At 62.4% G+C, this 19,255-nt stretch carries 22 protein-coding genes; 13 read left to right on the forward strand and 9 right to left on the reverse strand.

Annotation, left to right across the window (positions count from 1 at the left end; genetic code table 11):
- Positions 1-78 precede the first annotated feature (78 nt).
- Positions 79-1,197 (reverse strand): DNA polymerase III subunit beta, encoded by a 1,119-nt coding sequence (gene dnaN, locus V1273_RS01690; RefSeq protein WP_334408509.1) that lies wholly within the window; start codon positions 1,195-1,197, stop codon positions 79-81.
- A 413-nt stretch (positions 1,198-1,610) separates the two neighbouring features.
- On the reverse strand, positions 1,611-3,041 hold the full coding sequence (dnaA, locus tag V1273_RS01695) for a chromosomal replication initiator protein DnaA (RefSeq protein WP_334365959.1): 1,431 nt from the start codon (positions 3,039-3,041) through the stop codon (positions 1,611-1,613).
- A 1,119-nt stretch (positions 3,042-4,160) separates the two neighbouring features.
- Here dnaA and V1273_RS01700 point away from each other — a divergent pair.
- Positions 4,161-4,343 (forward strand): hypothetical protein, encoded by a 183-nt coding sequence (locus V1273_RS01700; RefSeq protein WP_334365960.1) that lies wholly within the window; start codon positions 4,161-4,163, stop codon positions 4,341-4,343.
- A gap of 21 nt (positions 4,344-4,364) precedes the next feature.
- Here V1273_RS01700 and rpsT read toward each other — a convergent pair whose 3' ends face one another.
- Entirely contained in the window at positions 4,365-4,631 is a 267-nt protein-coding gene (rpsT, locus tag V1273_RS01705) for a 30S ribosomal protein S20 (protein WP_028347803.1), read from the reverse strand.
- Positions 4,632-5,001: 370 nt separating this feature from the next.
- Between rpsT and V1273_RS01710 the strand changes: the two genes are divergently transcribed.
- The 4 genes from V1273_RS01710 (at position 5,002) to V1273_RS01725 (ending at position 8,290) form a co-directional block, all read left to right on the forward strand.
- The gene (locus tag V1273_RS01710; RefSeq protein ID WP_334365961.1) at positions 5,002-5,319 is read left to right on the forward strand and encodes a hypothetical protein; all 318 of its coding nucleotides are present in this window, start codon (positions 5,002-5,004) and stop codon (positions 5,317-5,319) included.
- Positions 5,320-5,442: 123 nt separating this feature from the next.
- Positions 5,443-6,099, forward strand: coding sequence for a peptide-methionine (S)-S-oxide reductase MsrA (gene msrA / locus V1273_RS01715; RefSeq protein WP_334408511.1), 657 nt, complete (start codon positions 5,443-5,445; stop codon positions 6,097-6,099).
- A gap of 143 nt (positions 6,100-6,242) precedes the next feature.
- Entirely contained in the window at positions 6,243-6,995 is a 753-nt protein-coding gene (locus V1273_RS01720) for a polysaccharide biosynthesis/export family protein (protein ID WP_442894052.1), read from the forward strand.
- 287 nt (positions 6,996-7,282) lie between these two features.
- Positions 7,283-8,290, forward strand: a complete 1,008-nt coding sequence (locus V1273_RS01725) for a Bug family tripartite tricarboxylate transporter substrate binding protein (protein WP_334365962.1) — start codon at positions 7,283-7,285, stop codon at positions 8,288-8,290.
- 142 nt (positions 8,291-8,432) lie between these two features.
- On the opposite strand, the gene V1273_RS01730 is transcribed toward V1273_RS01725, so the two are convergent.
- From V1273_RS01730 to V1273_RS01745, 4 genes are all read right to left on the reverse strand, one after another.
- Complete coding sequence (locus tag V1273_RS01730; protein ID WP_334408513.1) at positions 8,433-9,107, reverse strand: dienelactone hydrolase family protein; 675 nt, start codon at positions 9,105-9,107, stop codon at positions 8,433-8,435.
- Between the two features lie 50 nt (positions 9,108-9,157).
- Positions 9,158-9,502, reverse strand: coding sequence for a hypothetical protein (locus V1273_RS01735; protein ID WP_334408514.1), 345 nt, complete (start codon positions 9,500-9,502; stop codon positions 9,158-9,160).
- Complete coding sequence (locus V1273_RS01740; RefSeq protein ID WP_334408515.1) at positions 9,499-10,287, reverse strand: alpha/beta fold hydrolase; 789 nt, start codon at positions 10,285-10,287, stop codon at positions 9,499-9,501. Before V1273_RS01740 ends, V1273_RS01735 begins: the two co-directional genes overlap by 4 nt.
- Before the next feature lie 202 nt (positions 10,288-10,489).
- Positions 10,490-11,101, reverse strand: a complete 612-nt coding sequence (locus tag V1273_RS01745; RefSeq protein WP_334408516.1) for a TetR/AcrR family transcriptional regulator — start codon at positions 11,099-11,101, stop codon at positions 10,490-10,492.
- A gap of 101 nt (positions 11,102-11,202) precedes the next feature.
- On the opposite strand from V1273_RS01745, the gene V1273_RS01750 reads away from it, so the two are divergent.
- Positions 11,203-12,015, forward strand: a complete 813-nt coding sequence (locus tag V1273_RS01750; protein WP_334412149.1) for an oxidoreductase — start codon at positions 11,203-11,205, stop codon at positions 12,013-12,015.
- 250 nt (positions 12,016-12,265) lie between these two features.
- Positions 12,266-13,363 carry an HD-GYP domain-containing protein gene (locus V1273_RS01755; protein WP_334408517.1) on the forward strand — a complete coding sequence of 366 codons (1,098 nt, stop codon included), beginning with the start codon at positions 12,266-12,268 and terminating at the stop codon, positions 13,361-13,363.
- 9 nt (positions 13,364-13,372) lie between these two features.
- Here V1273_RS01755 and V1273_RS01760 read toward each other — a convergent pair whose 3' ends face one another.
- Positions 13,373-14,962, reverse strand: a complete 1,590-nt coding sequence (locus V1273_RS01760) for an AMP-binding protein (RefSeq protein ID WP_334408518.1) — start codon at positions 14,960-14,962, stop codon at positions 13,373-13,375.
- Positions 14,963-15,057: 95 nt separating this feature from the next.
- Positions 15,058-15,477, reverse strand: a complete 420-nt coding sequence (locus tag V1273_RS01765; RefSeq protein WP_334365969.1) for a VOC family protein — start codon at positions 15,475-15,477, stop codon at positions 15,058-15,060.
- Positions 15,478-15,626: 149 nt separating this feature from the next.
- Here V1273_RS01765 and V1273_RS01770 point away from each other — a divergent pair, with 149 nt between their 5' ends.
- The 6 genes from V1273_RS01770 to V1273_RS01795 all read left to right on the forward strand — a co-directional run bounded on the left by V1273_RS01770 (position 15,627) and on the right by V1273_RS01795 (position 19,205).
- Positions 15,627-16,604: a Bug family tripartite tricarboxylate transporter substrate binding protein gene (locus V1273_RS01770; RefSeq protein WP_334408519.1), complete on the forward strand. Its 978-nt coding sequence runs from the start codon at positions 15,627-15,629 to the stop codon at positions 16,602-16,604.
- Between the two features lie 81 nt (positions 16,605-16,685).
- Positions 16,686-16,943: a DUF3551 domain-containing protein gene (locus V1273_RS01775; protein WP_334365971.1), complete on the forward strand. Its 258-nt coding sequence runs from the start codon at positions 16,686-16,688 to the stop codon at positions 16,941-16,943.
- A gap of 152 nt (positions 16,944-17,095) precedes the next feature.
- Positions 17,096-17,566, forward strand: a complete 471-nt coding sequence (locus V1273_RS01780) for an ArsR/SmtB family transcription factor (protein WP_334408520.1) — start codon at positions 17,096-17,098, stop codon at positions 17,564-17,566.
- Complete coding sequence (locus V1273_RS01785; protein ID WP_334412150.1) at positions 17,566-17,907, forward strand: SRPBCC family protein; 342 nt, start codon at positions 17,566-17,568, stop codon at positions 17,905-17,907. Before V1273_RS01780 ends, V1273_RS01785 begins: the two co-directional genes overlap by 1 nt.
- 16 nt (positions 17,908-17,923) lie before the next feature.
- Complete coding sequence (locus V1273_RS01790; protein WP_334408521.1) at positions 17,924-18,661, forward strand: DUF899 domain-containing protein; 738 nt, start codon at positions 17,924-17,926, stop codon at positions 18,659-18,661.
- Between the two features lie 181 nt (positions 18,662-18,842).
- Complete coding sequence (locus V1273_RS01795; protein WP_334365973.1) at positions 18,843-19,205, forward strand: DUF1428 domain-containing protein; 363 nt, start codon at positions 18,843-18,845, stop codon at positions 19,203-19,205.
- Positions 19,206-19,255 lie beyond the last annotated feature (50 nt).

The raw sequence follows: 19,255 nt of genomic DNA on the forward strand, positions 1-19,255 counted from the left end.
GACAGTTGGATTCTTGTCGTGTGCCACCCTCTCCTCCAAGAGGAGCGGGACGATCAGTGCGCGTCTCGCCAGAAGGGGTCACACCCGCATCGGCATCAGCACGTAGAGTGCGCCCTTGTTGTCCTTGTCCTGTACCAGGGTCGGCGAGCCGGGGTCGGCGAGGCGGAGCACGGCGACTTCGCCTTCGATCTGGGCGGCGATGTCGAGCAGGTAGCGCGAGTTGAAGCCGATATCGAGCGCGTCGGAGGCGTATTCGACTTCGAGCTCTTCGGTGGCGCTGCCGGAATCCGGATTGGTCACCGACAGCACGAGCTTGCCGGCGGACAGCGCCAGCTTTACGGCACGGCCGCGCTCGCTCGAAATGGTCGAGACACGATCTACCGCCGCCTCGAAATCCTTCTTGTCGACGATCAGTTCCTTGTCGTTGTTCTGCGGGATGACGCGGCCATAATCCGGGAAGGTTCCATCGATCAGCTTTGAGGTCAGCACGACATTGCCGAGGGTGAAGCGGATTTTGCCCTGCGACAGTTCGATTTTGACTTCGGCTTCATTGTTCTCGATCAGCCGCAGCACCTCGCCCACCGTCTTGCGCGGCACGATCACGCCGGGCATGCCGGTGGCGCCGGAGGGCAGCGCCAGATCGATCTGCGCCAGCCGATGTCCGTCGGTCGCAACCCCGCGCAGCGTCGCGGCCTTGGCGCTGCCGGCCGTGTGCAGGTAGATGCCGTTGAGGTAATAGCGGGTCTCTTCCGTCGAGATCGCAAACTGCGTACGGTCGATCAGGCGCTTGACGTCGGCAGCCGCGAGCGAGAACGAATGCGTCATGTCGCCGGCGGCGAGATCGGGGAAATCGCTTTCAGGCAGGGTCTGAAGGGTGAAGCGCGAGCGGCCGGCGCGGATGGCCATCACCGAGCGGTCGCCGTCGGCCTCCAGCACGATCTGCGCGCCGTCGGGCAGTTTGCGGACGATGTCATAGAACATATGCGCCGGCACGGTGGTGGAGCCGGCGGTTCCGGTCTCCGCCGCCAGCGTTTCGGTCACCTCGAGATCGAGGTCCGTAGCCTTCAGCGACAGCCTGGCGTTTTCGGCGCGGACCAGCACATTGCCGAGGATCGGAATGGTGTTGCGGCGCTCGACCACGCGATGGACGTGACCCAGCGATTTCAGCAGTTGCGCGCGTTCGACGGTGACCTTCATTGCAATATCCGCCAGAGATGGAAAAGCCGGGCGGCCCGTCAAGGCAGCGCCGCGGCATTAGGAAACCCGAAAAGCCGGATCAGGACCGGATTTGATCAAACCCCCGGGGGGACCGCAAGGTGGCGCGGATGGGGCGCCGGTGCAAGGGAGGCAGGCCGCCGTTCCCCCACTTTTGCGGCGAAAATTGGCGGCAGAAAAAAATTCTCCCGCCCACCCAACTCGGGTTTACCCGAGTTGGGTGGGCGGGAGAGGCTGGGGAGGAGCCAGATCCTGTTCCCTGCTGGAGCATCGGCTCTGACTGAATCAGAACCGATGCTCTAGATTCGTGTTTTGACGCGTTTTCTTCACGCGAACCGGTAACCATCCACGGATCAAGTCCGAGGGACATGCTTCGCTCAAAAACGCCATAGGCGCTATTCCTGCAATTGCCGCTTCAGAGAGTCGACCTCTTCGGACAGCGCGATATCCCGGGCCACCAGTGCCTCTATCTTGCGCACGGCGTGCAGCACCGTAGTGTGGTCGCGTCCGCCGAACCGTCGGCCGATTTCGGGCAGCGAACGCAGTGTCAGCGTCTTTGCCAGATACATCGCCACCTGGCGCGGGCGAACCACGTTCGCGGTCCGCCGCGATGACAAGAGGTCCGAACGGCTGACATTGTATTGCCGGGCGACAACCCGCTGGATGTCCTCGATCTTGATCCGCTTCGGTTCCTGCGGACGGATCAGGTCGCGCACTTCGCGCTCGGCCATTTCCAGCGTCACCGGCTGGGCGTTGAGCTTGGAATGGGCGAGCAGGCGGTTGATGGCGCCTTCGAGGTCGCGGCCGTTGTGGGTGATGGTGCGCGCCAGATAATCCAGCACTGCCTCCGGCACATCGAAGCTCGCATGATGCGCGCGGGCTGCTGCGACGCGCGATTTCAGGATGCCGAGCCGCAGCTCCTCGCCGAGCGAGCCCATCTCGACAACGAGACCGCCAGCCAACCGCGAGCGCACGCGGTCGTCCAGACTCTCGAGATCGGACGGCGGGCGGTCGGCGGCGATCACCACCTGACGTCCGGCATCGATCAGCGCGTTCAGCGTGTGGCAGAACTCGGCCTGGGTCGACTTGCCCTGCAGGAACTGCAGGTCGTCGATCACGAGCACGTCGATGCCGCGTAGCGCCTCCTTGAACGCCAGCGCCGTCTGTGTCTTCAGCGCAGCGACAAAGCCGTACATGAATTTCTCGGCGGTGAGATAGAGCACCTTGCGCTCGTTCCCCGAATTGCCGGCCCATGTCACGGCCTGCAGCAAATGGGTTTTGCCGAGGCCGACGCCGGCGTGAATGTAGAGCGGGTTGAACATCACGGGATCGCCGCGGCGGCCTTCTGCAACCTGGCGAGCCGCCGCGTGGGCGAGGGTATTCGAGCGACCGATGACAAAACTTGCAAAGGTCAGGCGCGGGTCGAGCGGAGAGCCGCCGAGCGCATCATGGCTGGCGGACACCGGCGCAGTGGCGGTGGCGCGCAGTTCAGGCGCGGGCCGGCCATTGATCTGCTCGATACGGCGTTGATCGGCCGGCGCGGTCGGTTCCTTGACGGGCGCGGCGGATCGCATCGCCGTGCGCACGGTGAGGTCGATCCGGTGTACTTCCGGCATCTCGGCCTGCCAGCAGGTCAGGACACGGTCGGCGTAATGCGCCTGGATCCAGCTCTTGAGAAAGCGGGTCGGCACCGACAGACGGACGCTTTCGTCCTGCACGCCTTCGAGGTCCATGCGCGCAAACCAGCTCGTGTAGACGTCCTCGCCCACACTCGTCCGCAACCGCCCCTTCACGCGCGACCAGCGATCCTGTTCCGTATTTGTCATTGCCTGAGAACTTTTCTGAATGAGTAATGGTGTCTTGTGAAATCGGCTGGCGGTACCTTTGCAGGTTTCCTGCCAGACCTGACCTCGGCGCGGCGCTTCAACCACCAGACACAGATCTAACGTTCGGCGGAATCGCCGTTGCACAGATCAAAGGCTGGATGGAGTGGAAGGCTGCCGCGAGGTCAGCGCGTACTCGACGCTCGGTGTGGAGCTCGCGTAGGGGGACGGCCAAAAACGTTGTTCAGGAATTCTGAAGCGGTCTCGATGGAAATAAGCGTGCCGAATGTCGCGTTGATTTCGTAAAGCATAGTACCTCCCCCTCTCGCCGCGAGAGCGCGCGGCGAGTAACCAAATCACCAGTGTTTCAAAGCCAGTCTGCCGCTACCGAACATCCGCTTGTCCGACCGCTGCGTCCGCCGCGTACCTCAGTCTGTCGTCTTCAACACGTTCACGAGCTCCGCGTTCCCAATCGCTGCATGGTCGGCAAGCATCTTATTCCCCTTGTCCGGAGCGCGCTTCAAACGTGAGCGCCACGTCGGGAAATTTAGACACAGAACAACCGTCCTCATATTGCTATGAGTTACCAACTCAGCTTCGCTTGGAAAGCGTCGCTAACGCGCACACCGCCGCCGATTTGCACGTCCGCTCTTGGGTCTCATACCGCGCTGGTCAGGAGAGCCTTGAGCGTCGCGAACGAGTAACAAATACACCAAGCGTGATTTCTGACAATCCGTGATTCGACGATGTCGCGTGACTCTTCGGCTGTGTTGCAACACTGCAAATGCGACACTCCACACCAAGTTTTTGAATCAGCGCAGAGAATCCCGCGGCGCGAACGATCGTGACAATTTTCGCCGCACGCGCAAAATTTTTTAAGAAACCGTTACAATCTTGGTTACCGGGACCAATTTTCAAAACGCTTGTCCTCGCTATGTGGATAAGTGACTAGCGAGACGAAGCTTTTCGGAATTGTTTTTGCAGGGTAACTCGCGCGGCGATGCCGGCGGAGAGGCGGGTGTTGTCTGATCAGGTCAGCCGCCGCGATCGCACTTCGCGCAAATGCGCACGGCAACGCTGGTGCAATAAGTTGCACCTCGTAAAACTACGGGTGCCCGAAATATGACACGCAAGCCGGCGCTCAGCAACGAGACAATTGAATTGTCACGGTTGATCCGGCGCGCGGCCTTTGGTGTGTGTCCGAAATCCAACAGGGTGCACGTCCGTGACGAAAATGAATTTCGTGCTCGTGCTCATGCGCCGGTATGGCAGAAAAAGAAAAGCCCGGCGGCGCCGGGCTTTTGACGAATATCTATTTCTGTCAGTTCACTTCGCGAGCTTGGCGATCGCATGCGTCAGGCGCGACACCTTCCGGCTCGCATTGTTCTTGTGAATGATGTTGCGCTGCGCCGCCTGCATCAGTTCTGGTTCCGCGCGCTTCATTGCTTCCAGCGCCGCATTGCGGTCGCCGCTCTTGATCGCTTCCTCGACGGTCCGGACCGCGCCGCGCATCTGGGTGCGACGCGACTTGTTGACGATGGTGCGGCGGGCAATCTTGCGGGTCGCCTTTTTGGCGGAAGTCGTATTGGCCATGTTCTCAACTATCCTTCGGCTGTCATCGCTCGGGTGGTCGGCCCTTGAGCGCGCCGGCCGTTCAAATCGCGTGATCGCTGGTTGTATTTTCCAGGGTGTTCGTGACCTAAGCCGTTCTTGAGGATGCCATGGACGGAAGCCAAAATGCTCCCGCAGCGGCGCTCCTCAAAGAACAGCGGCGGCGGGATTGCGCCCGCCGCCATTGGGGGTCTTATAGAGGGCGCATCCTGCACCGTCAACGCTTTCCGGCTTCCCGAAAGGCCGGAAAAGGCGGCGAAACGGGGCGCGTAAGGTGCTGACGAGGTTGAATTTCCGGGGTGCCCCCGGTATTGGCTGACGGCCTTTGGGGGCGACAGATATAAGGTGACCCATGATCCGCGGTTTTTTCCGGCTTATCGGCCTGCTCCTTCTGGCCGGCGGATTCATCTTCATGGTCTATGACGGGGCCCGTTTCGTTGCCGACCAGACCCTGCGGTTTACCCGGTTCGGCCAGTTCTGGAACGATGTCCATCAGTCCAGCCAACTTGCGTTCCGGACCTGGATCGAGGCTAACGCACCCTGGCTCTGGGACAGTATTATGAAGGTCCTGCTGGACCAGCCGGTATTCGCCGTCCTGGGCGTGGTCGGCATTCTGCTGATGATCCTGTTCCGGCCCCGCAAGCCGTTGATCGGCTATTCGCGGGACTAGCCTGGCCGGCCGCCGGCCTCGGCCAGGTAACAGGGCTGCGGCAACAGGCGTAAAGACATATATAGAAGTCCAACCGGCCGATGCTGTCGTCGCGTCCGCCGATCTCCCGCCTGGAGGTACTCCATGTTGTTCATGCGCAAGACCACCGCGTTGCCGAGCGCAGCCGAAGCGCTGCCGGGCCGTGCCACCCCGATACCGACCGCAACCACGCATTTCGTCAACGGCCGCAAGCTTCAGCCACCCTATCCTGCGGGCCTCGAACAGGCAGTTTTTGGATTGGGTTGCTTCTGGGGCGCCGAGCGCAAGTTCTGGGAGCTCGGCGACGGCATCTATGCGACCGCCGTCGGTTATGCCGGCGGGCATACGCCCAACCCGACCTATGAAGAGGTTTGCTCCGGTCGCACCGGTCACACCGAAGTGGTGCTGGTCGTGTTCGATCCGAAGATGATCACCTACGAGCAGCTCCTGAAGACGTTCTGGGAAAATCACGACCCGACGCAGGGCATGCGCCAGGGCAACGATGTCGGTACCCAGTATCGCTCGGCGATCTACACGTTTGGGGACGCGCAGCGCCAAGCCACCGACGCGTCGAAGACTACGTACCAGAAGGCGCTGGCGGCGAAAGGCCTTGGCGCCATCACCACCGAGATCACGCCGGCGGGCGAATTCTATTTCGCCGAGGACTATCATCAGCAATATCTCGCCAAGAATCCGGCGGGCTACTGCGGGCTAGGCGGCACCGGCGTGTCCTGCCCGATCGGCGTCGGCGTGAGTGCTTGATTCTTGCTTCTCTCTCCCTCTCCCCGTGAAGAACGGGGAGAGGGAGCTTTGAGCGCCGTCGTCGCACTCGACCTTCCAAAAAACCGTTTATTAACCATACCCGATGCAAGACTAGAGCTGTCTCGCTTTGAGGGATGGCCTAGGTGCGGGTTGTGCGCGCGTTTCGAATACCGATCACTGCGATCATCACCGCGCTCGCGCTGTCGGGCTGCATGCGCACGACCGGGCCGGTTGCGGTCGCACCACAAGGCGATCTCGACCAGATGGCCTATGGCCAGCCCAACAGTCCACCGCCGCGGACGGTCGTGGTCGATTCCGGTGGTGGCGCCATTGGCGCGCTTCGCGCCGCCTTTGCCGCGGCGCCACGCACGGCGTCGGCACCCGCCGTCGTTGCCGCGCCTGTCGCCTATCCCGAACCCGCGCCCGCGCGATACGACGCGGCCTATCATCTCGATGCCGGCGACAAGCTGCGCGTCGTCGTCTATGGTCAGGAGGGCCTGACCAACACCTACGCGATCGACGCCGGCGGCGCGATCACGATGCCGCTGATCGGCTCGGTGCGGGCGCGCGGCCGCACGACCGCGGGGCTGGCGGCGGCGATTTCAGCGAAACTGCGCGCCGGCTTTATCAGGGAACCATCGGTCGCCGTCGAGATCGAAGCCTATCGGCCATTCTTCATCCTCGGCGAGGTCGCAGCACCCGGGCAATATCCCTACGTCCCCAACATGACGGTCGAGAGCGCGGTGGCGATCGCCGGCGGCTTTTCGCCGCGCGCCCGCCGCGACAGTGTCACGGTCACCCACGCCGATGCGTCCGGCACGTCGCGCTTCGTCGTTCCGCCCGGCAGCCCGATCAGCCCCGGCGATACCGTGCTGGTCAGCGAGCGCTGGTTCTAAAGCGCCACGCCATCATCGAATTGTCATCTCGACCGGGCTTGTTTCCTGAGCATTTGTGTCAGGCAAATGCCTCGCATTTGACCAAGAAAATTCACCATCCGTTGTGCGTGAGCGCGAACGCTGCGTTCTGCATCACCTCGAGCCGCTTCGGTGCGATGAATTGGCGCTATGCGCCGAATGCGTTCGAAAGCATGTTCCATCTTGCGCTGCAGCGATGTAGAAACCCGCGTCATTGAATCGAGGCGCTCCGGTTTGTCGGTTGAGTGCCTGCAATCCGGAGTATGACCATGAACTATCACTTGCCGGTCCGCGTGGTGCGCGCGGCGACTGCGGCAGCGTTGCTCGCTTCCATCGCCGTGACGGCCCTGTGCGCCTCTTCGCATCCGGTGTCGGCGGCGGATCCCTATCCGAGCCGGCGCATCACCTTCGTCGTGCCGTATCCCGCGGGCGGCGCCACCGACGTCCTCGCCCGTCTGCTTGCCAACAAGCTGTCGGAGTCGTGGAAGCAGACCGTCCTCGTGGAGAACAAGTCCGGCGGCGGCGGCGTGGTCGGCAACGACTACGTGGCCAAGGCACAGCCCGATGGTTACACCGTGCTGGTCGGCATCACGCAGATCATTCAGGCGCCGAGCCTCGTTACGAAGCTGCCCTACGATGTCTTCAAGGATCTCGCGCCCGTTACCCAGATCGCCTTGTCGACCATCGTTCTGGTGGTCCCCGAGCAGCAGCCGATCAAGTCCGTCAAGGAACTGATCGAATATGCCAAGGCGAATCCCGGCAAGCCTTACGGCACCTTCGGCAACGCCACGACGTCCCACCTCTACGGCGAATTGCTCAAGAAGACCGCCAATATCGACATGACCCATGTCCCCTATCGCGGCTCGGCTCCGCTGACGAACGACCTGCTCGCCAACACGGTTACCTCGGCGTTCCAGGACCTGACCACGGCGAGCTCGCAAATCAAGGCGGGCAAGCTCAGGGCGCTGGCGGTTGGCGGCGAGAAGCGCAGGAAAGCGTTGCCCGACGTGCCGACGATGGGCGAACTCGGTTACCCCGGCTTTGAAATCGAAGGCTGGCTCGGCGTGTTCGTGCCTGCCGCAACGCCCAAGGAGATCGTGAAGAAGCTTTCGGACGAACTCGCCCGCATCATCGCCTCGCCCGAGGGCGTCGCCGGGATCGAGACGCTCAGCCTCATACCGGTGGGCGGATCGGCGGAAACGTTCGAGAAAGTCCTGCTCCGCGACCACGCGAAATGGGCCGATGTCGTGAAGGCTACCGGCGTCAAGGGCGAGTGAGCAGGGGCACTGGTACTTGTGTCGTCGTTCCGGGGCGCGTCGAAGACGCGAACCCGGAACCTCGAGATTCTCAGCTGCGCAATTGCGCACCATAGTTCGCGCTAAAGCACGCCCCGGAATGACGGCGGAGAGGGTGCGCGTCCTACTTCTTCAAATGCTTCTCAAAGAACGCCAGACTGCGCGGCCAGGCGATATCGGCGCTGGCCTTGTCGTAGTTGGCGCGCTCGTCGCAGTGAAAGCCATGCTGCGCGCCGGGATAGAGATGGACTTCGACGTCCGGCCGCTTGGCCTTGATGGTTTCGACGTCGGTTAGCGGAATGCCCGCATCCTTTTCGCCGAAATGCAATTGCGTCGGCACTTGCGGCCTGTCGTCGGCGAAGCGGACAACGGCGCCGCCGTAATAGCCGACTGCGGCAGACAAGCCCGACAATTTGGTCGCTGCCGCATAGGCGATGCTGCCGCCGAGGCAGAAGCCGATGATGCCGACCGGGCCGACATCCTTCACGGCGTCGATCGCGGCCTGGGTATCGCGCAGCATCGCGGCCCAATCCGGATTGGCGATGAACTTTCGTGCGTTTGCAATCTCGTCAGGCGAATAGCCGCACTGGAAGTTCGGTTGCGTGCGATCGAAAATCGACGGCGCAATCGCGACATAGCCTTCGTCCGCCAATCGGTCGCACACCGAGCGGATGTGGTGGTTGACGCCAAAAATCTCCTGGATCACGACGATCGCCGCTTTCGGCCGACCTGCAGGATCGGCGCGATAGCCGCCCAGCTTGAAACCGTCCGAAGCCGTCAGTTCGATATCTTGTCCCACGGGTCATCCATTTGCGTTTGAGTTGCACGAGATCGATGTTCTGGGGTCGGCTACTGCCACATCCAGTTGTGACCCCAGTCGCCCTTCCAGCCGGCCAGCCTGCCCTTGCGAAATTGCAGATAGAGCCGGTCCTTCTTGTAGAACAGCCCGCTGCCGCCGACGTTGCGGAACGCGAGAAAGATTTCATCGCCGGGACGGCCCCTTATGTAATTGAGCGGGACGCCGAGCGCGCGTTCGGCTTCATCGGTCTCCATGCCGAACGCCAGCGGGATGTTGTTCGACAGCGTCTCAGTGAACGGTGGCGGGTAGGGGCCGCCGAGCGGCGGCAAGTGCTGCGCGGCCGCTTGCGTGAAGCTGCCTGCGATAAGGGCGAGGGCCACTGCGGCTGTCTTCATGACGCGGCCTTCTGCGGTGCCTTGGCATCTAGACTGTCGAGGAACGGCAGCACGGCATCGATGAAGGCCTGCGGTTGGTCGATGTTGACGGCGTGGCCGGCAGCCGGGATCACCACCTTCTGCGCGCCCGGAATCTTGGCCGCCATGTAGTCGGAAGCGGCGAGGAACGGGGTGTCGTCGGCGCCGACCACGATCAGCGACGGCACCTTGATATCGGGCAGCGATTCGATCACGCGGGCATCGCGCTGGGTCAGCATGCCGCGCGCGGCGCGCGCCAGTCCCGACGCATCGCGATGGGTGACGCTGGAGCGTTCGCGGCTGGCCGATTTCAAAGCCTCCAGGCCCTCGCGCTCGAAGCGATCGCCAGTATCGTTCGCGCGCTTGTTCCAGGCCTCGCGGGCCTCGTCCTTTTTGAAGCCCGGGCCGGTATCGATGATCAGCAGCGCGCGGACGCGGTTTGGATGGGCACGGTAGAACGCCAGCGACATGTAGCCGCCCAGCGAGAGCCCGCCGACGATCGCCTTGTCGGTGCCGACGGCGTCAAGCAGCGCCGCCATGTCGGCAACCGTCAGCGCTTCGCTATAGGCTGCGGGATCACTGGGATAATCGGACTGGCCGTGGCCGCGCATGTCCCACAACACGAGCTTGTGATGCTTCGACAAGGCCGCGATTTGGCCCTGCCACATCCCACTGGTCGATGAATAGCCGTGGGTCAAGAGCAACGGTGGGCCGGAGCCGTGAACCTCGTAATAGATGCGGACCCCGTCGCGATCGATCGTCGGCATTGCGGCTCCCTGGGAATTCCCATGCAATTGTCGGCCGCATCCTAGCGCGATCTGATCGCGAATGGGAAATGCGGAAAGCGAGGGGCATATCAGCGCTTTGACAAGGCCATGACCGCTTGTTGACGACAGCCCGAATTACTCCAGCGAACGATGAGCAAAACAGCGACCAGCATCGGCTCGCGATCTCCGCCGCTTTAATATTTCATCCTTGTACCCCTTCATGTTCGGCCGAACCGTCGGCCAAGCCGGCAAGCGCCGTTGCCGCACGAATGCCCGCAGCAAGCATGGCGTCTGACAACTCCGGGTCATCGACGGCGCGCGAAAGCTGAAGCGTCCCGATGAAGACGGCAAGGATCGCGATCGCTGTATCCTGCGCTTCGGGGATGGAGTTCTCCTGCGGCAACCGTCGCGCCATCTGGTCGATAAGCGTGCGTAACCGAGCGGTGTAAGCCTTCCGGATGGAGAGGGGCTGGCGCGCAATTTCGGGCAGTAGCGCCGCGGAGGCACACCCGGTGCCGGGCCGGTCACGATGATGCTGAGACAAATAAGAACGGATCAGGTGAGCTAATGCGCCCGGCCTGGGGTCGGGCTCGGCCAGGCTTTGCAGTTGGTCGGCGAGCGCTCGCTCCAGGCCTTGCCTGACCAGGTCACTCTTCGAGCGGAAGTGCGAGTAGAACCCGCCGTTCGTCAGTCCTGCCTCCGCCATGATCCCGGTCATTCCGGCGGCAGCAATGCCGTCCCGTCTGAGCCTTTTCGCTGCAGCCTTCACAATTCGCTCGTGCGAGATCTCTTTTTGTCGCTTGGCGTAGCGCATCGCGGGGTCCTCCGGCGCCGGAACGCCTATTGCATTACGATCATCATGTGATAGTTATACCTTAATCTAAACTGTTGTTCAACGTGTCGACGGAGGTCCTCATGCGGCAAGACGGTAAAGTGGCGATTGTGACCGGGGCTTCCACGGGCATTGGGTTGGCTTCAGCAAAGGCCTTGCGCGAGGCCGGATTTCGCGTGTTCGGCACCAGCCGACGGATGGCCGCAAGCGGCCCCGACGGCATTACGATGGTCGCCTGCGATGTGACCGATGACGGTTCGGTGAAGCTTGCCGTCGACAAGGTGCTCGATACGACGGGCAGGATCGATGTTCTTGTCAACAACGCCGGGACCGGCCTGATGGGCGGAGCTGAGGAATCGTCAATCGGTCAAGCCCAGGCGCTGTTCGACGTAAACCTGTTCGGAGTCATGCGCATGAGCAATGCGGTGCTGCCGCACATGCGAGCTCGGCAGGGTGGAAGGATCATCAATATAAGTTCGGTGCTTGGCCTGATACCGGCGCCGTTCTCGGCGCTCTACGCCTCCACAAAGCATGCGCTCGAAGGCTATTCGGAATCTCTCGATCACGAGGTACGGAGCTTCGGCATCCGCGTTTGCTTGCTGGAGCCGGCGTATACCAGCACTTCCTTCGAACAGAACATGGTGCTTCCGGATCAGGCACTGGATGCATACCGCTCGGCGCGAATGCGAGCGGTCACGGTTCTGCAGGACGTGATGAAGACGGCAGATAGGCCCGAAGTCGTCGCCACGAGAGTGGTTGAGGCCGCGACTACAGCATCGCCTCGTCTCCGATACACGTGCGGTAAGATGGCTGGCCGGGTGAGCGTGCTGCGCCGCTTTGTTCCCGAGAGCATGTTCGACAAGAGCCTTCGTAAGCAAATGGGGCTGCCGGCATAGTCGTTTTCACGCGCCATCTTCAGACCAACGGTGCGGCTCATGCGCAACGACGTGGGCAATCGCATGCCAATGCTCGACAAGACATCCGCTCTCGCGGATGATGACGTCGCGGGTGCGGCGCATCGCGAACCAGATCGCTAAAATTTTAGCGTTCACAGTAGCCTAAATTCACGATGCCTCTTAAGCCTCGGGGAACCCCTTATCCGCTAGCCTCGGTTGCAAGTCATCATCGCTAGGGGTCTGGGGTTTCATGACATCCGCAACCAACAAGACTGCGACCAGGCGCCGGCTGTTGCTCGCTTCGGATCGGAGCGATCAGAGCAGCGAACTCGCCAGCATTTTGCGGTCCGTCGGTCAGGTCGACACCATCGCAACTTCTGACATTCCCGACAGCCCGGAACGGGACCTTGCGGGCATCGTGGTCGACATCAACCTGCGTTCCGCCGAGAGCGTGCAACTGGTGCGCAACAAGCTGCGGGCCGAGGCCTATCGCGAGATGCCGCGGCTGTTCGTGCTGGCGGACGCGCTTCACCACGGATCGATGCAGGCCTGGGCGCTCGGTGCCACCGACACGATCGCGCGGCCGTTCGATGCACAAGGCATCCTGCAGCGGATCCGCGCCGCGTTTCCGGACAGCGACGGCTACGACGAGACCGATCGCGGCAAGGCCCTCAACAGGGGCGTCGAGGCGGCGCATGCCGTGATGGTCAAGATCTTCGAAAAGCTTCCGGCCGGCGTTCCCCTAAAGTTCAGCGACATCGTCGAGGCCGAAAGCAAGATTCTCAAGGCGATCAAGCATTCCTCCTTGCGGGAATGGTTGACTGCGGTCGGCTGCCACCACACCGGCAGCTATCGCCATTGTCTCTTCGTCACCGGCTTTGCGGTGGCGTATGCGCAGCATCTCGGCATGCGCGACGACGACCAGCGCCGTCTCGCCCGCGCTGCCCTGCTGCACGACGTCGGCAAGGCGTTCATTCCGGTGGCGATCCTGGACAAGCCGGGCCCGTTGACGTTGGAAGAGATGGAAGAGATGCGCCAGCATCCGCGCCGCGGCTACGACGCGCTGTCCGCGCAAGGCGGCTTCCCGCCCGAAATGCTCGACGTGGTGCTGCACCACCACGAATTCCTCGACGGCACGGGCTATCCCAACGGCCTGAGCGGCAAGGAGATCAGCGACATCGTGAGGCTGACCACGATCGTGGATATCTACGCGGCCCTCGTCGAGAAGCGCGCCTACCGGCTGCAGTTCACCCACGCCCGGGCCTATGGCATGATGGAAGAAATGGGCGACAAGCTCGACCAGCATCTGCTGCACGCCTTTCGCCCGGTGGCGTTTGGGTATTATTGATCTCTCGCTCTACGTGCTGCTATCCAGCATCTTCCGCAGTTCCGCCTTTGCGACCTTTTCCAGCGTCGAGCGCGGCATCTCGTCGACGAAGTGAATTTCGCGCGGTACCTTGAAGTCGGCGAGGGCGGTCCTGCAGGCGGCCATCACGGTGTCGTGCAGATCGCGAGGGGCGCTCGCGACGCCGGCTTGCGGAATGATGAAGACCACGGGCACTTCATCCAGCATCGGGTGCTTCTTTGCCACCACCGCGGCCTCGCGCACGCCGGGCGCCACCGCGATCACCTGTTCGATCTCGGACGCCGCGACGTTTTCGCCGCCGACCTTCAGCATGTCCTTGGTGCGATCGCCGAACTGGATGAAACCGTTCTCGAGCAGCGAGACGCGGTCGCCGGTGATGAAATAGCCGTGCTCGTCGAAACTCTCGCGCGTGGCTTTTTCGTTGTGGAGATACTCTGAAAACAGCGACAAGCCGGGAATGCCCTTGATTAGGAGATTGCCGGTGTCGCCGACTTCAGTCGGCGTGCCGTCGTCCTCGACGATGCGGATCTGATATTCCGGCGCCGCGCGGCCGATCGACATCGGCGTATTGGGCTGGTCGACTTCGCCGACGATGCCGTGGGTGATGGTCTCCGTCATGCCCCACCAGCCGATCGTCTTGACGCCGAAGGCGGCAAACGGCGGCGGCTCGGATACCGCGGCGCCCCACAGCCGGAATTTGTGGCTCTTCGGAATCTCGTGTTCCAGCAGCGCCTTCATGCAGAAGGGAATCGTCGAGGTCCAGGTGCAGTTGTGCTCGAGCGCCACACCCCAGAAGCGGCTCGCCGAAAACCGCGGCTGGATCACGCAGGTCGCGCCCACCCACAGCGAGGCCAGCATCGAATAGGCCAGCGCGTTGGTGTGAAACAGCGGCAGATAGGTCTGGTGCACGTCGCCAGCATGCAGGTCCTCATGCGCGGCGTTGATCTTGGCGCCCCACAATGCGTTGGCATGCGTCCACAGCACTGCCTTTGGCCTTGACGTGGTGCCGGAGGTATATTGAACGCTGCACGGCGCGAACGGATCGGCGGCGCGGCGTGGCCGGTCGGCGCTGTCGGCGAAGAGCTTCCCAAAACTGTCGCCGCGCGGCGCGACTTGCGCCGGCGTACTGCCAGCGTCGTGCGAGATCACGGCGATCCAGCGCAGGTCGCGGCAATTGGCCGAGATCAACTCGGCATAGGCCGGCTGGGTGATGGCGGCGACCGCGCCGCAATGGCCGGCGAAATACTCCATCTCGGCTGCCGCCGAGCGGGTGTTGGTGGTGACGGCGATCGCGCCGAGTTCGACGCAGGCGAACCAGGCCAGCATGGCCTCGATGCAATTGTCGAGATGGATCAGGACGTATTCGCCGGGCTTGACGCCGCGCTTGGCAAGGCCAGCGGAAAGCGCGCCGACGCGCTCGTGGAATTCCCCGTAAGACCAACTCCGCGCCGGCCCCTCGAACGGCGCCCAGATCAGGAATGGATGGTTGCGGCGGCTTTCGGCGCGCATCCGCAGCAGCCACGGCACGTCGAGCCCTGCGAACGGTCCGACAATGCCCGGTGCGGCCTGCGAAAGTGGCATGATTCCTCCCGCGCGGCTCTACGGCCGCCTTGATTTTTGCTTGGGAGTAGTTCTGCCATCGGACGGCGCGGGGCGCAAATCGGGATTCCTACGCTTTAGCCCGTCCTGTCCTCGTACGACGAAATCTCGATCAAGCTCCCGTCCGGATCACGGCAGTAGACCGAGCGCAGCGTGCCGCGGGCGCCTTGCTTCGCGACTGGGCCTTCCTCGATCGCGACGCCGTTGGCCTGCAGGTGCGCCACGACTTCGTCCGGCGTGCTCGACGTCAGGAAGCACAGATCGTCGCTGCCGGCGGTTTCGTGGTCGGCCGTGAACCACTCGACCTTGTCGGCGTCGCGCGGCCGCACGTTGATCTTCTGGTCACCAAACACCAGCGAAGTCCGCGGCGTTTTGCCCGGACCGGGATCGAACACCTTGACCTCCATGCCGAGGATCTTCCGGTACCACTCGGCGGAACGCGCCACGTCCGACACATTGATGACGAGATGGTCGAGAGCGTTAACCCTGACAGACATGCCTTATCCTTTCGTCGCGGTCGGAGACGCTGCGCCCCACTGGCCGCACCCGGGTTTGTTTGTTACAACGCGCGCCGCGTTCGGTTCAATGGAACCGGCCTCAATAGAAACGGACCGGGCCTGAACCCCGGCCTCCAAGGAGAAATTTTATGATTTCACGCCGTACCGCGATTTGCCTGGCCGTCATCGGCCTTTCCACTGCCGCTTCGATCGGCAGCGTTTCGGCGGCGGATTATCCGACCCGGCCGGTGAAATGGGTCGTCGGATATCCGCCGGGCGGCGCGACCGACATCATTGCGCGGCTGATCGGGCAGCGGCTCTCCGAACGGCTTGGCCAGCAATTCGTGATCGAGAACAAGCCCGGCGCCGGCAACAATATCGCGACCGAATCCGTCATCAACGCCGAGCCGGACGGCTATACATTGCTGCTGGTCAATCCCGCGAACTACATCAACGCCACGCTCTACTCCAATCTGAAGTTCAACGTGGTCCGCGATCTTGCGCCGATCGCGGCGTTCAATCGCGTGCCGAACGTGATGACGGTCAACAAGGACGTGCCGGCCAAGACGGCCGCCGAGTTCATCGCTTATGTGAAGGCCAATCCCGGCAAGGTGAACCTGGCCTCGTCCGGCAACGGCACGTCCGTGCATCTGTCGGGCGAAATGTTCATGGCAATGTCCGGCGCCAAGATGCAGCACGTGCCCTATCGCGGTGCCGCGCCCGCGATCACCGATCTGCTCGGTGGCCAGGTCCAACTGATCTTCGACAACATGCCTTCCATCCTCCAGCATGTTCGTGCCGGCTCGGTGCGGGCGCTGGCCGTCACCAGCACGACAAAGTCGCCGCTGTTGCCTGATGTGCCGGTGCTTGCCGACACCATCCCCGGCTATGAGGCGAGCGCGCTGTTCGGCGTCGGTGCACCGAAGAACACGCCGAAGGAAGTCATCGCCAAGCTGAACAAGGAGATCAACGAGATCCTCGCCGAGCCGGCGATCAAGGCCCGCCTGACCGAGCTTGGCGGCGAGCCGCTGATCGGACCGCCGGAGGCATTCGGCAAGATGATCGTGGCCGAAACCGAAAAGTGGAAGAAGGTGATCGAGGAAGCCAAGGTCGAAAAGGTGCAGTGATCTTCCTCACGGAACATAGACGCAGCCGCGGTGTTTTATGGCAAAGGCGACGCGGCTTGCGTCATGTGAAGGAGATCGAAGATGCGCAGTGCAATACTAGCGACATTGGCGCTGACGGTGGCGACAGTCGCCACCGTCGCGGGCAGTTCACCCGCGGCGGCGTATGACTATCCCTATTGCCTCCAGGGTCGGACGATCGGCATTCCTGGCGACTGCTCCTACAGCAGCTATGGTCAGTGCATGGCATCGGCGTCGGGTCGCGGGCTCTACTGCAACGTCAACCCTCGCTTCGCCTATGGGCAACAGCAGCGGCGGATGCGGGTTTATCGGGATTATTGATCGCGCCTCGCAAGCCTTCCGCATGATGGCCGGACGAGAGCGCTGCTCGCGCTGAACGATCCGGCCATCGGTGTCTCTCTCTTCCGCCACTCCCGACTTCGTGATGCATGCGCCGGCTTGACGGCGTTTCGTTTGCGTCTATACTAAACCTTATGGTTAAGTATCAGGAAGACGTTCTCGACCGCACCTTTGCCGCACTGTCCGACCCAACCCGGCGCGCGCTGCTGGCGCGGCTCGGCGATCGAGACAGCCTGTCGGTCAGCGAACTGGCGCAGCCATTTTCGATGTCGCTGCCCGCGATCATCAAGCATCTCGATGTGCTGTCCGATGCCGGCCTGATCGCGCGCGAAAAGACCGGACGCACGGTCGCGTGCCGGTTGACCGCCGAGCCGATGGAGCAGGCGATGGACTGGCTCAACCGCTACCGGCGCTTCTGGTCCGACGCGCTCGACCGCCTTGCCGCTTTTGTGGAGGAAGACCAATGGCCACCCAGTCAAGCCTTGCCAAGCACGATACTGCCCGCGACGGCGAACTCGCCGCGCGCCCCAGTCTCACGCTCACGCGCCGGTTCAGCGCGGCGCCCGAAAAAGTCTACGCCGCGTGGGCCGACCCGCAAAAGCTAGTGCAATGGTTCGGGCCGACCTCCGTCGAGGAGGGCTCGGTCAAGGCCGACATCGATCTGCGCGTCGGCGGGCGCTACCGCATCAGCTTCCGCGCCAATGGCGATTACAACGAGGTCGGTGGCGTCTATCGGGAGGTCGTTCCGAACGAGCGGTTGGTGTTTAGCTGGGCATGGCATTCCACGCCGGAGCGGGAATCGCTGGTCACCATCTCGATCAGGCCGGAAGGAAGCGGTTCGCTGCTCGTCTTCAATCACGCGCAGTTCGTCGACGAGAAAGCGCGCGACAATCACCAGCGCGGCTGGACCGAATTCCTCGGCAAGCTTGAAGTCTACCTGGCCTGAACAAGAGGAGCCCATCATGCAGCCGCATCCCGTCGTCTCCCGCGAGGAATGGATCGCCGCCCGCAAGGCGCACCTTGCGCATGAGAAGGAATACACCCGAGCGCGCGAGCGTCTGAGCGAAGAACGGCGCGCGCTGCCCTGGGTCAGGGTCGAAAAGAACTACGTATTCGATGGGCCCGGCGGAAAGGTTTCACTCGGCGACCTGTTCAAGGGGCGTAGCCAGCTCGTGGTGCAGCACCTGATGTTCGCGCCCGACTGGAGCGAGGCCTGCAAGAGCTGCTCGTTCTGGGCAGACGGGTTCGAGCGCATGATCCCGCATCTGGCCGCCCGCGACACCACGATGGTCGCGATCTCGCGCGCGCCGCTGCAAAAGCTTACCGCATTCAAGCAGCGGATGGGCTGGACCTTCGATTGGCTGTCGTCGGGTGCAAATGAGTTCAATTACGATTACGGTGTCTCGTTCACACCCGAGCAGCTCAAGTCAGGCGCAACGCTCTACAATTTCGGCACGACTCCCTTCGGCGGCGAAGAGGCGCCGGGCATCAGCGTGTTCTACCGCGACGAGGCCGGGAACGTCTTCCACACCTATTCCTGTTTCTCGCGCGGCCTCGACATGATGAATGCCGCCTATCACTATCTCGACCTCACCCCGCTCGGGCGTCACGAGGAGGGCCTGCCGTATCCGATGGACTGGGTGCGACTACGTGACCAATACCAGCCGTCACAGGTTCAGGCATCCTGTTGTCATGGTTAGTCGTCGCTAGCCCCACATTCCCAGTCGTCATTCGGGATGGTGCGCAAGCACCAGACCTCAGATGTGCAATTGCACATCGGGGAATCTCGATATTCTCAGGTGCGCAATTGCGCACCACAGTTCGATGCTGCGCATCTCCCGAGATGACGTCGTATCGACAGAAATACCGGAGAGTAATGCAATGCCTTACGTCGATGGCTTCATCGTCGCCGTGCCGAAGAAAAATCTCGAGGCCTACACCCGCTTGTCGAAGAAGGCCGGCAAGATCTGGCGCGAATATGGCGCGCTCGACTATCGCGAATGGGTTGCTGAGGACGTCAAGGTCGGCAAGGTCACGTCGTTTCCGCGCGCCGTGAAGCTCAAGCCGGGCGAAACCGTCGTGTTCGCCTGGATCACCTACAAGTCGCGCGCCCAGCGCGACAAGATCAACGCCAAAGTGATGGCGGACCCGCGGCTTAGCGAAATGATGGATCCGAAATCGAAGCCGCCGTTCGACGGGAAGCGGATGATCTATGGCGGATTCGAGAGCCTGGTGAAGGTGTAGGCGGAGCTTCGCCGGTGCATCAGCCATGTTTCGGGGGGCGGCCGGTGGAA

The sequence above is a fragment of the Bradyrhizobium sp. AZCC 1721 genome (assembly GCF_036924715.1).
In the GTDB taxonomy this organism is placed as follows: Bacteria; Pseudomonadota; Alphaproteobacteria; order Rhizobiales; family Xanthobacteraceae; genus Bradyrhizobium.

Excerpts from the sequence above, each read along its gene's own strand:
- V1273_RS01735 (WP_334408514.1), bottom strand. The coding sequence starts at position 9,502 with ATGAAGACAGCCGCAGTGGCCCTCGCCCTTATCGCAGGCAGCTTCACG.
- V1273_RS01760 (WP_334408518.1), bottom strand. The coding sequence starts at position 14,962 with ATGCCACTTTCGCAGGCCGCACCGGGCATTGTCGGACCGTTCGCAGGG.
- rpsT (WP_028347803.1), bottom strand. The coding sequence starts at position 4,631 with ATGGCCAATACGACTTCCGCCAAAAAGGCGACCCGCAAGATTGCCCGC.
- dnaN (WP_334408509.1), bottom strand. The coding sequence starts at position 1,197 with ATGAAGGTCACCGTCGAACGCGCGCAACTGCTGAAATCGCTGGGTCAC.
- msrA (WP_334408511.1), top strand. The coding sequence starts at position 5,443 with ATGTTGTTCATGCGCAAGACCACCGCGTTGCCGAGCGCAGCCGAAGCG.
- V1273_RS01790 (WP_334408521.1), top strand. The coding sequence starts at position 17,924 with ATGCAGCCGCATCCCGTCGTCTCCCGCGAGGAATGGATCGCCGCCCGC.
- V1273_RS01750 (WP_334412149.1), top strand. The coding sequence starts at position 11,203 with ATGCGGCAAGACGGTAAAGTGGCGATTGTGACCGGGGCTTCCACGGGC.
- V1273_RS01780 (WP_334408520.1), top strand. The coding sequence starts at position 17,096 with ATGGTTAAGTATCAGGAAGACGTTCTCGACCGCACCTTTGCCGCACTG.
- V1273_RS01765 (WP_334365969.1), bottom strand. The coding sequence starts at position 15,477 with ATGTCTGTCAGGGTTAACGCTCTCGACCATCTCGTCATCAATGTGTCG.
- V1273_RS01700 (WP_334365960.1), top strand. The coding sequence starts at position 4,161 with ATGACACGCAAGCCGGCGCTCAGCAACGAGACAATTGAATTGTCACGG.
- V1273_RS01770 (WP_334408519.1), top strand. The coding sequence starts at position 15,627 with ATGATTTCACGCCGTACCGCGATTTGCCTGGCCGTCATCGGCCTTTCC.
- V1273_RS01710 (WP_334365961.1), top strand. The coding sequence starts at position 5,002 with ATGATCCGCGGTTTTTTCCGGCTTATCGGCCTGCTCCTTCTGGCCGGC.
- V1273_RS01795 (WP_334365973.1), top strand. The coding sequence starts at position 18,843 with ATGCCTTACGTCGATGGCTTCATCGTCGCCGTGCCGAAGAAAAATCTC.
- dnaA (WP_334365959.1), bottom strand. The coding sequence starts at position 3,041 with ATGACAAATACGGAACAGGATCGCTGGTCGCGCGTGAAGGGGCGGTTG.
- V1273_RS01745 (WP_334408516.1), bottom strand. The coding sequence starts at position 11,101 with ATGCGCTACGCCAAGCGACAAAAAGAGATCTCGCACGAGCGAATTGTG.
- V1273_RS01725 (WP_334365962.1), top strand. The coding sequence starts at position 7,283 with ATGAACTATCACTTGCCGGTCCGCGTGGTGCGCGCGGCGACTGCGGCA.
- V1273_RS01755 (WP_334408517.1), top strand. The coding sequence starts at position 12,266 with ATGACATCCGCAACCAACAAGACTGCGACCAGGCGCCGGCTGTTGCTC.
- V1273_RS01775 (WP_334365971.1), top strand. The coding sequence starts at position 16,686 with ATGCGCAGTGCAATACTAGCGACATTGGCGCTGACGGTGGCGACAGTC.
- V1273_RS01740 (WP_334408515.1), bottom strand. The coding sequence starts at position 10,287 with ATGCCGACGATCGATCGCGACGGGGTCCGCATCTATTACGAGGTTCAC.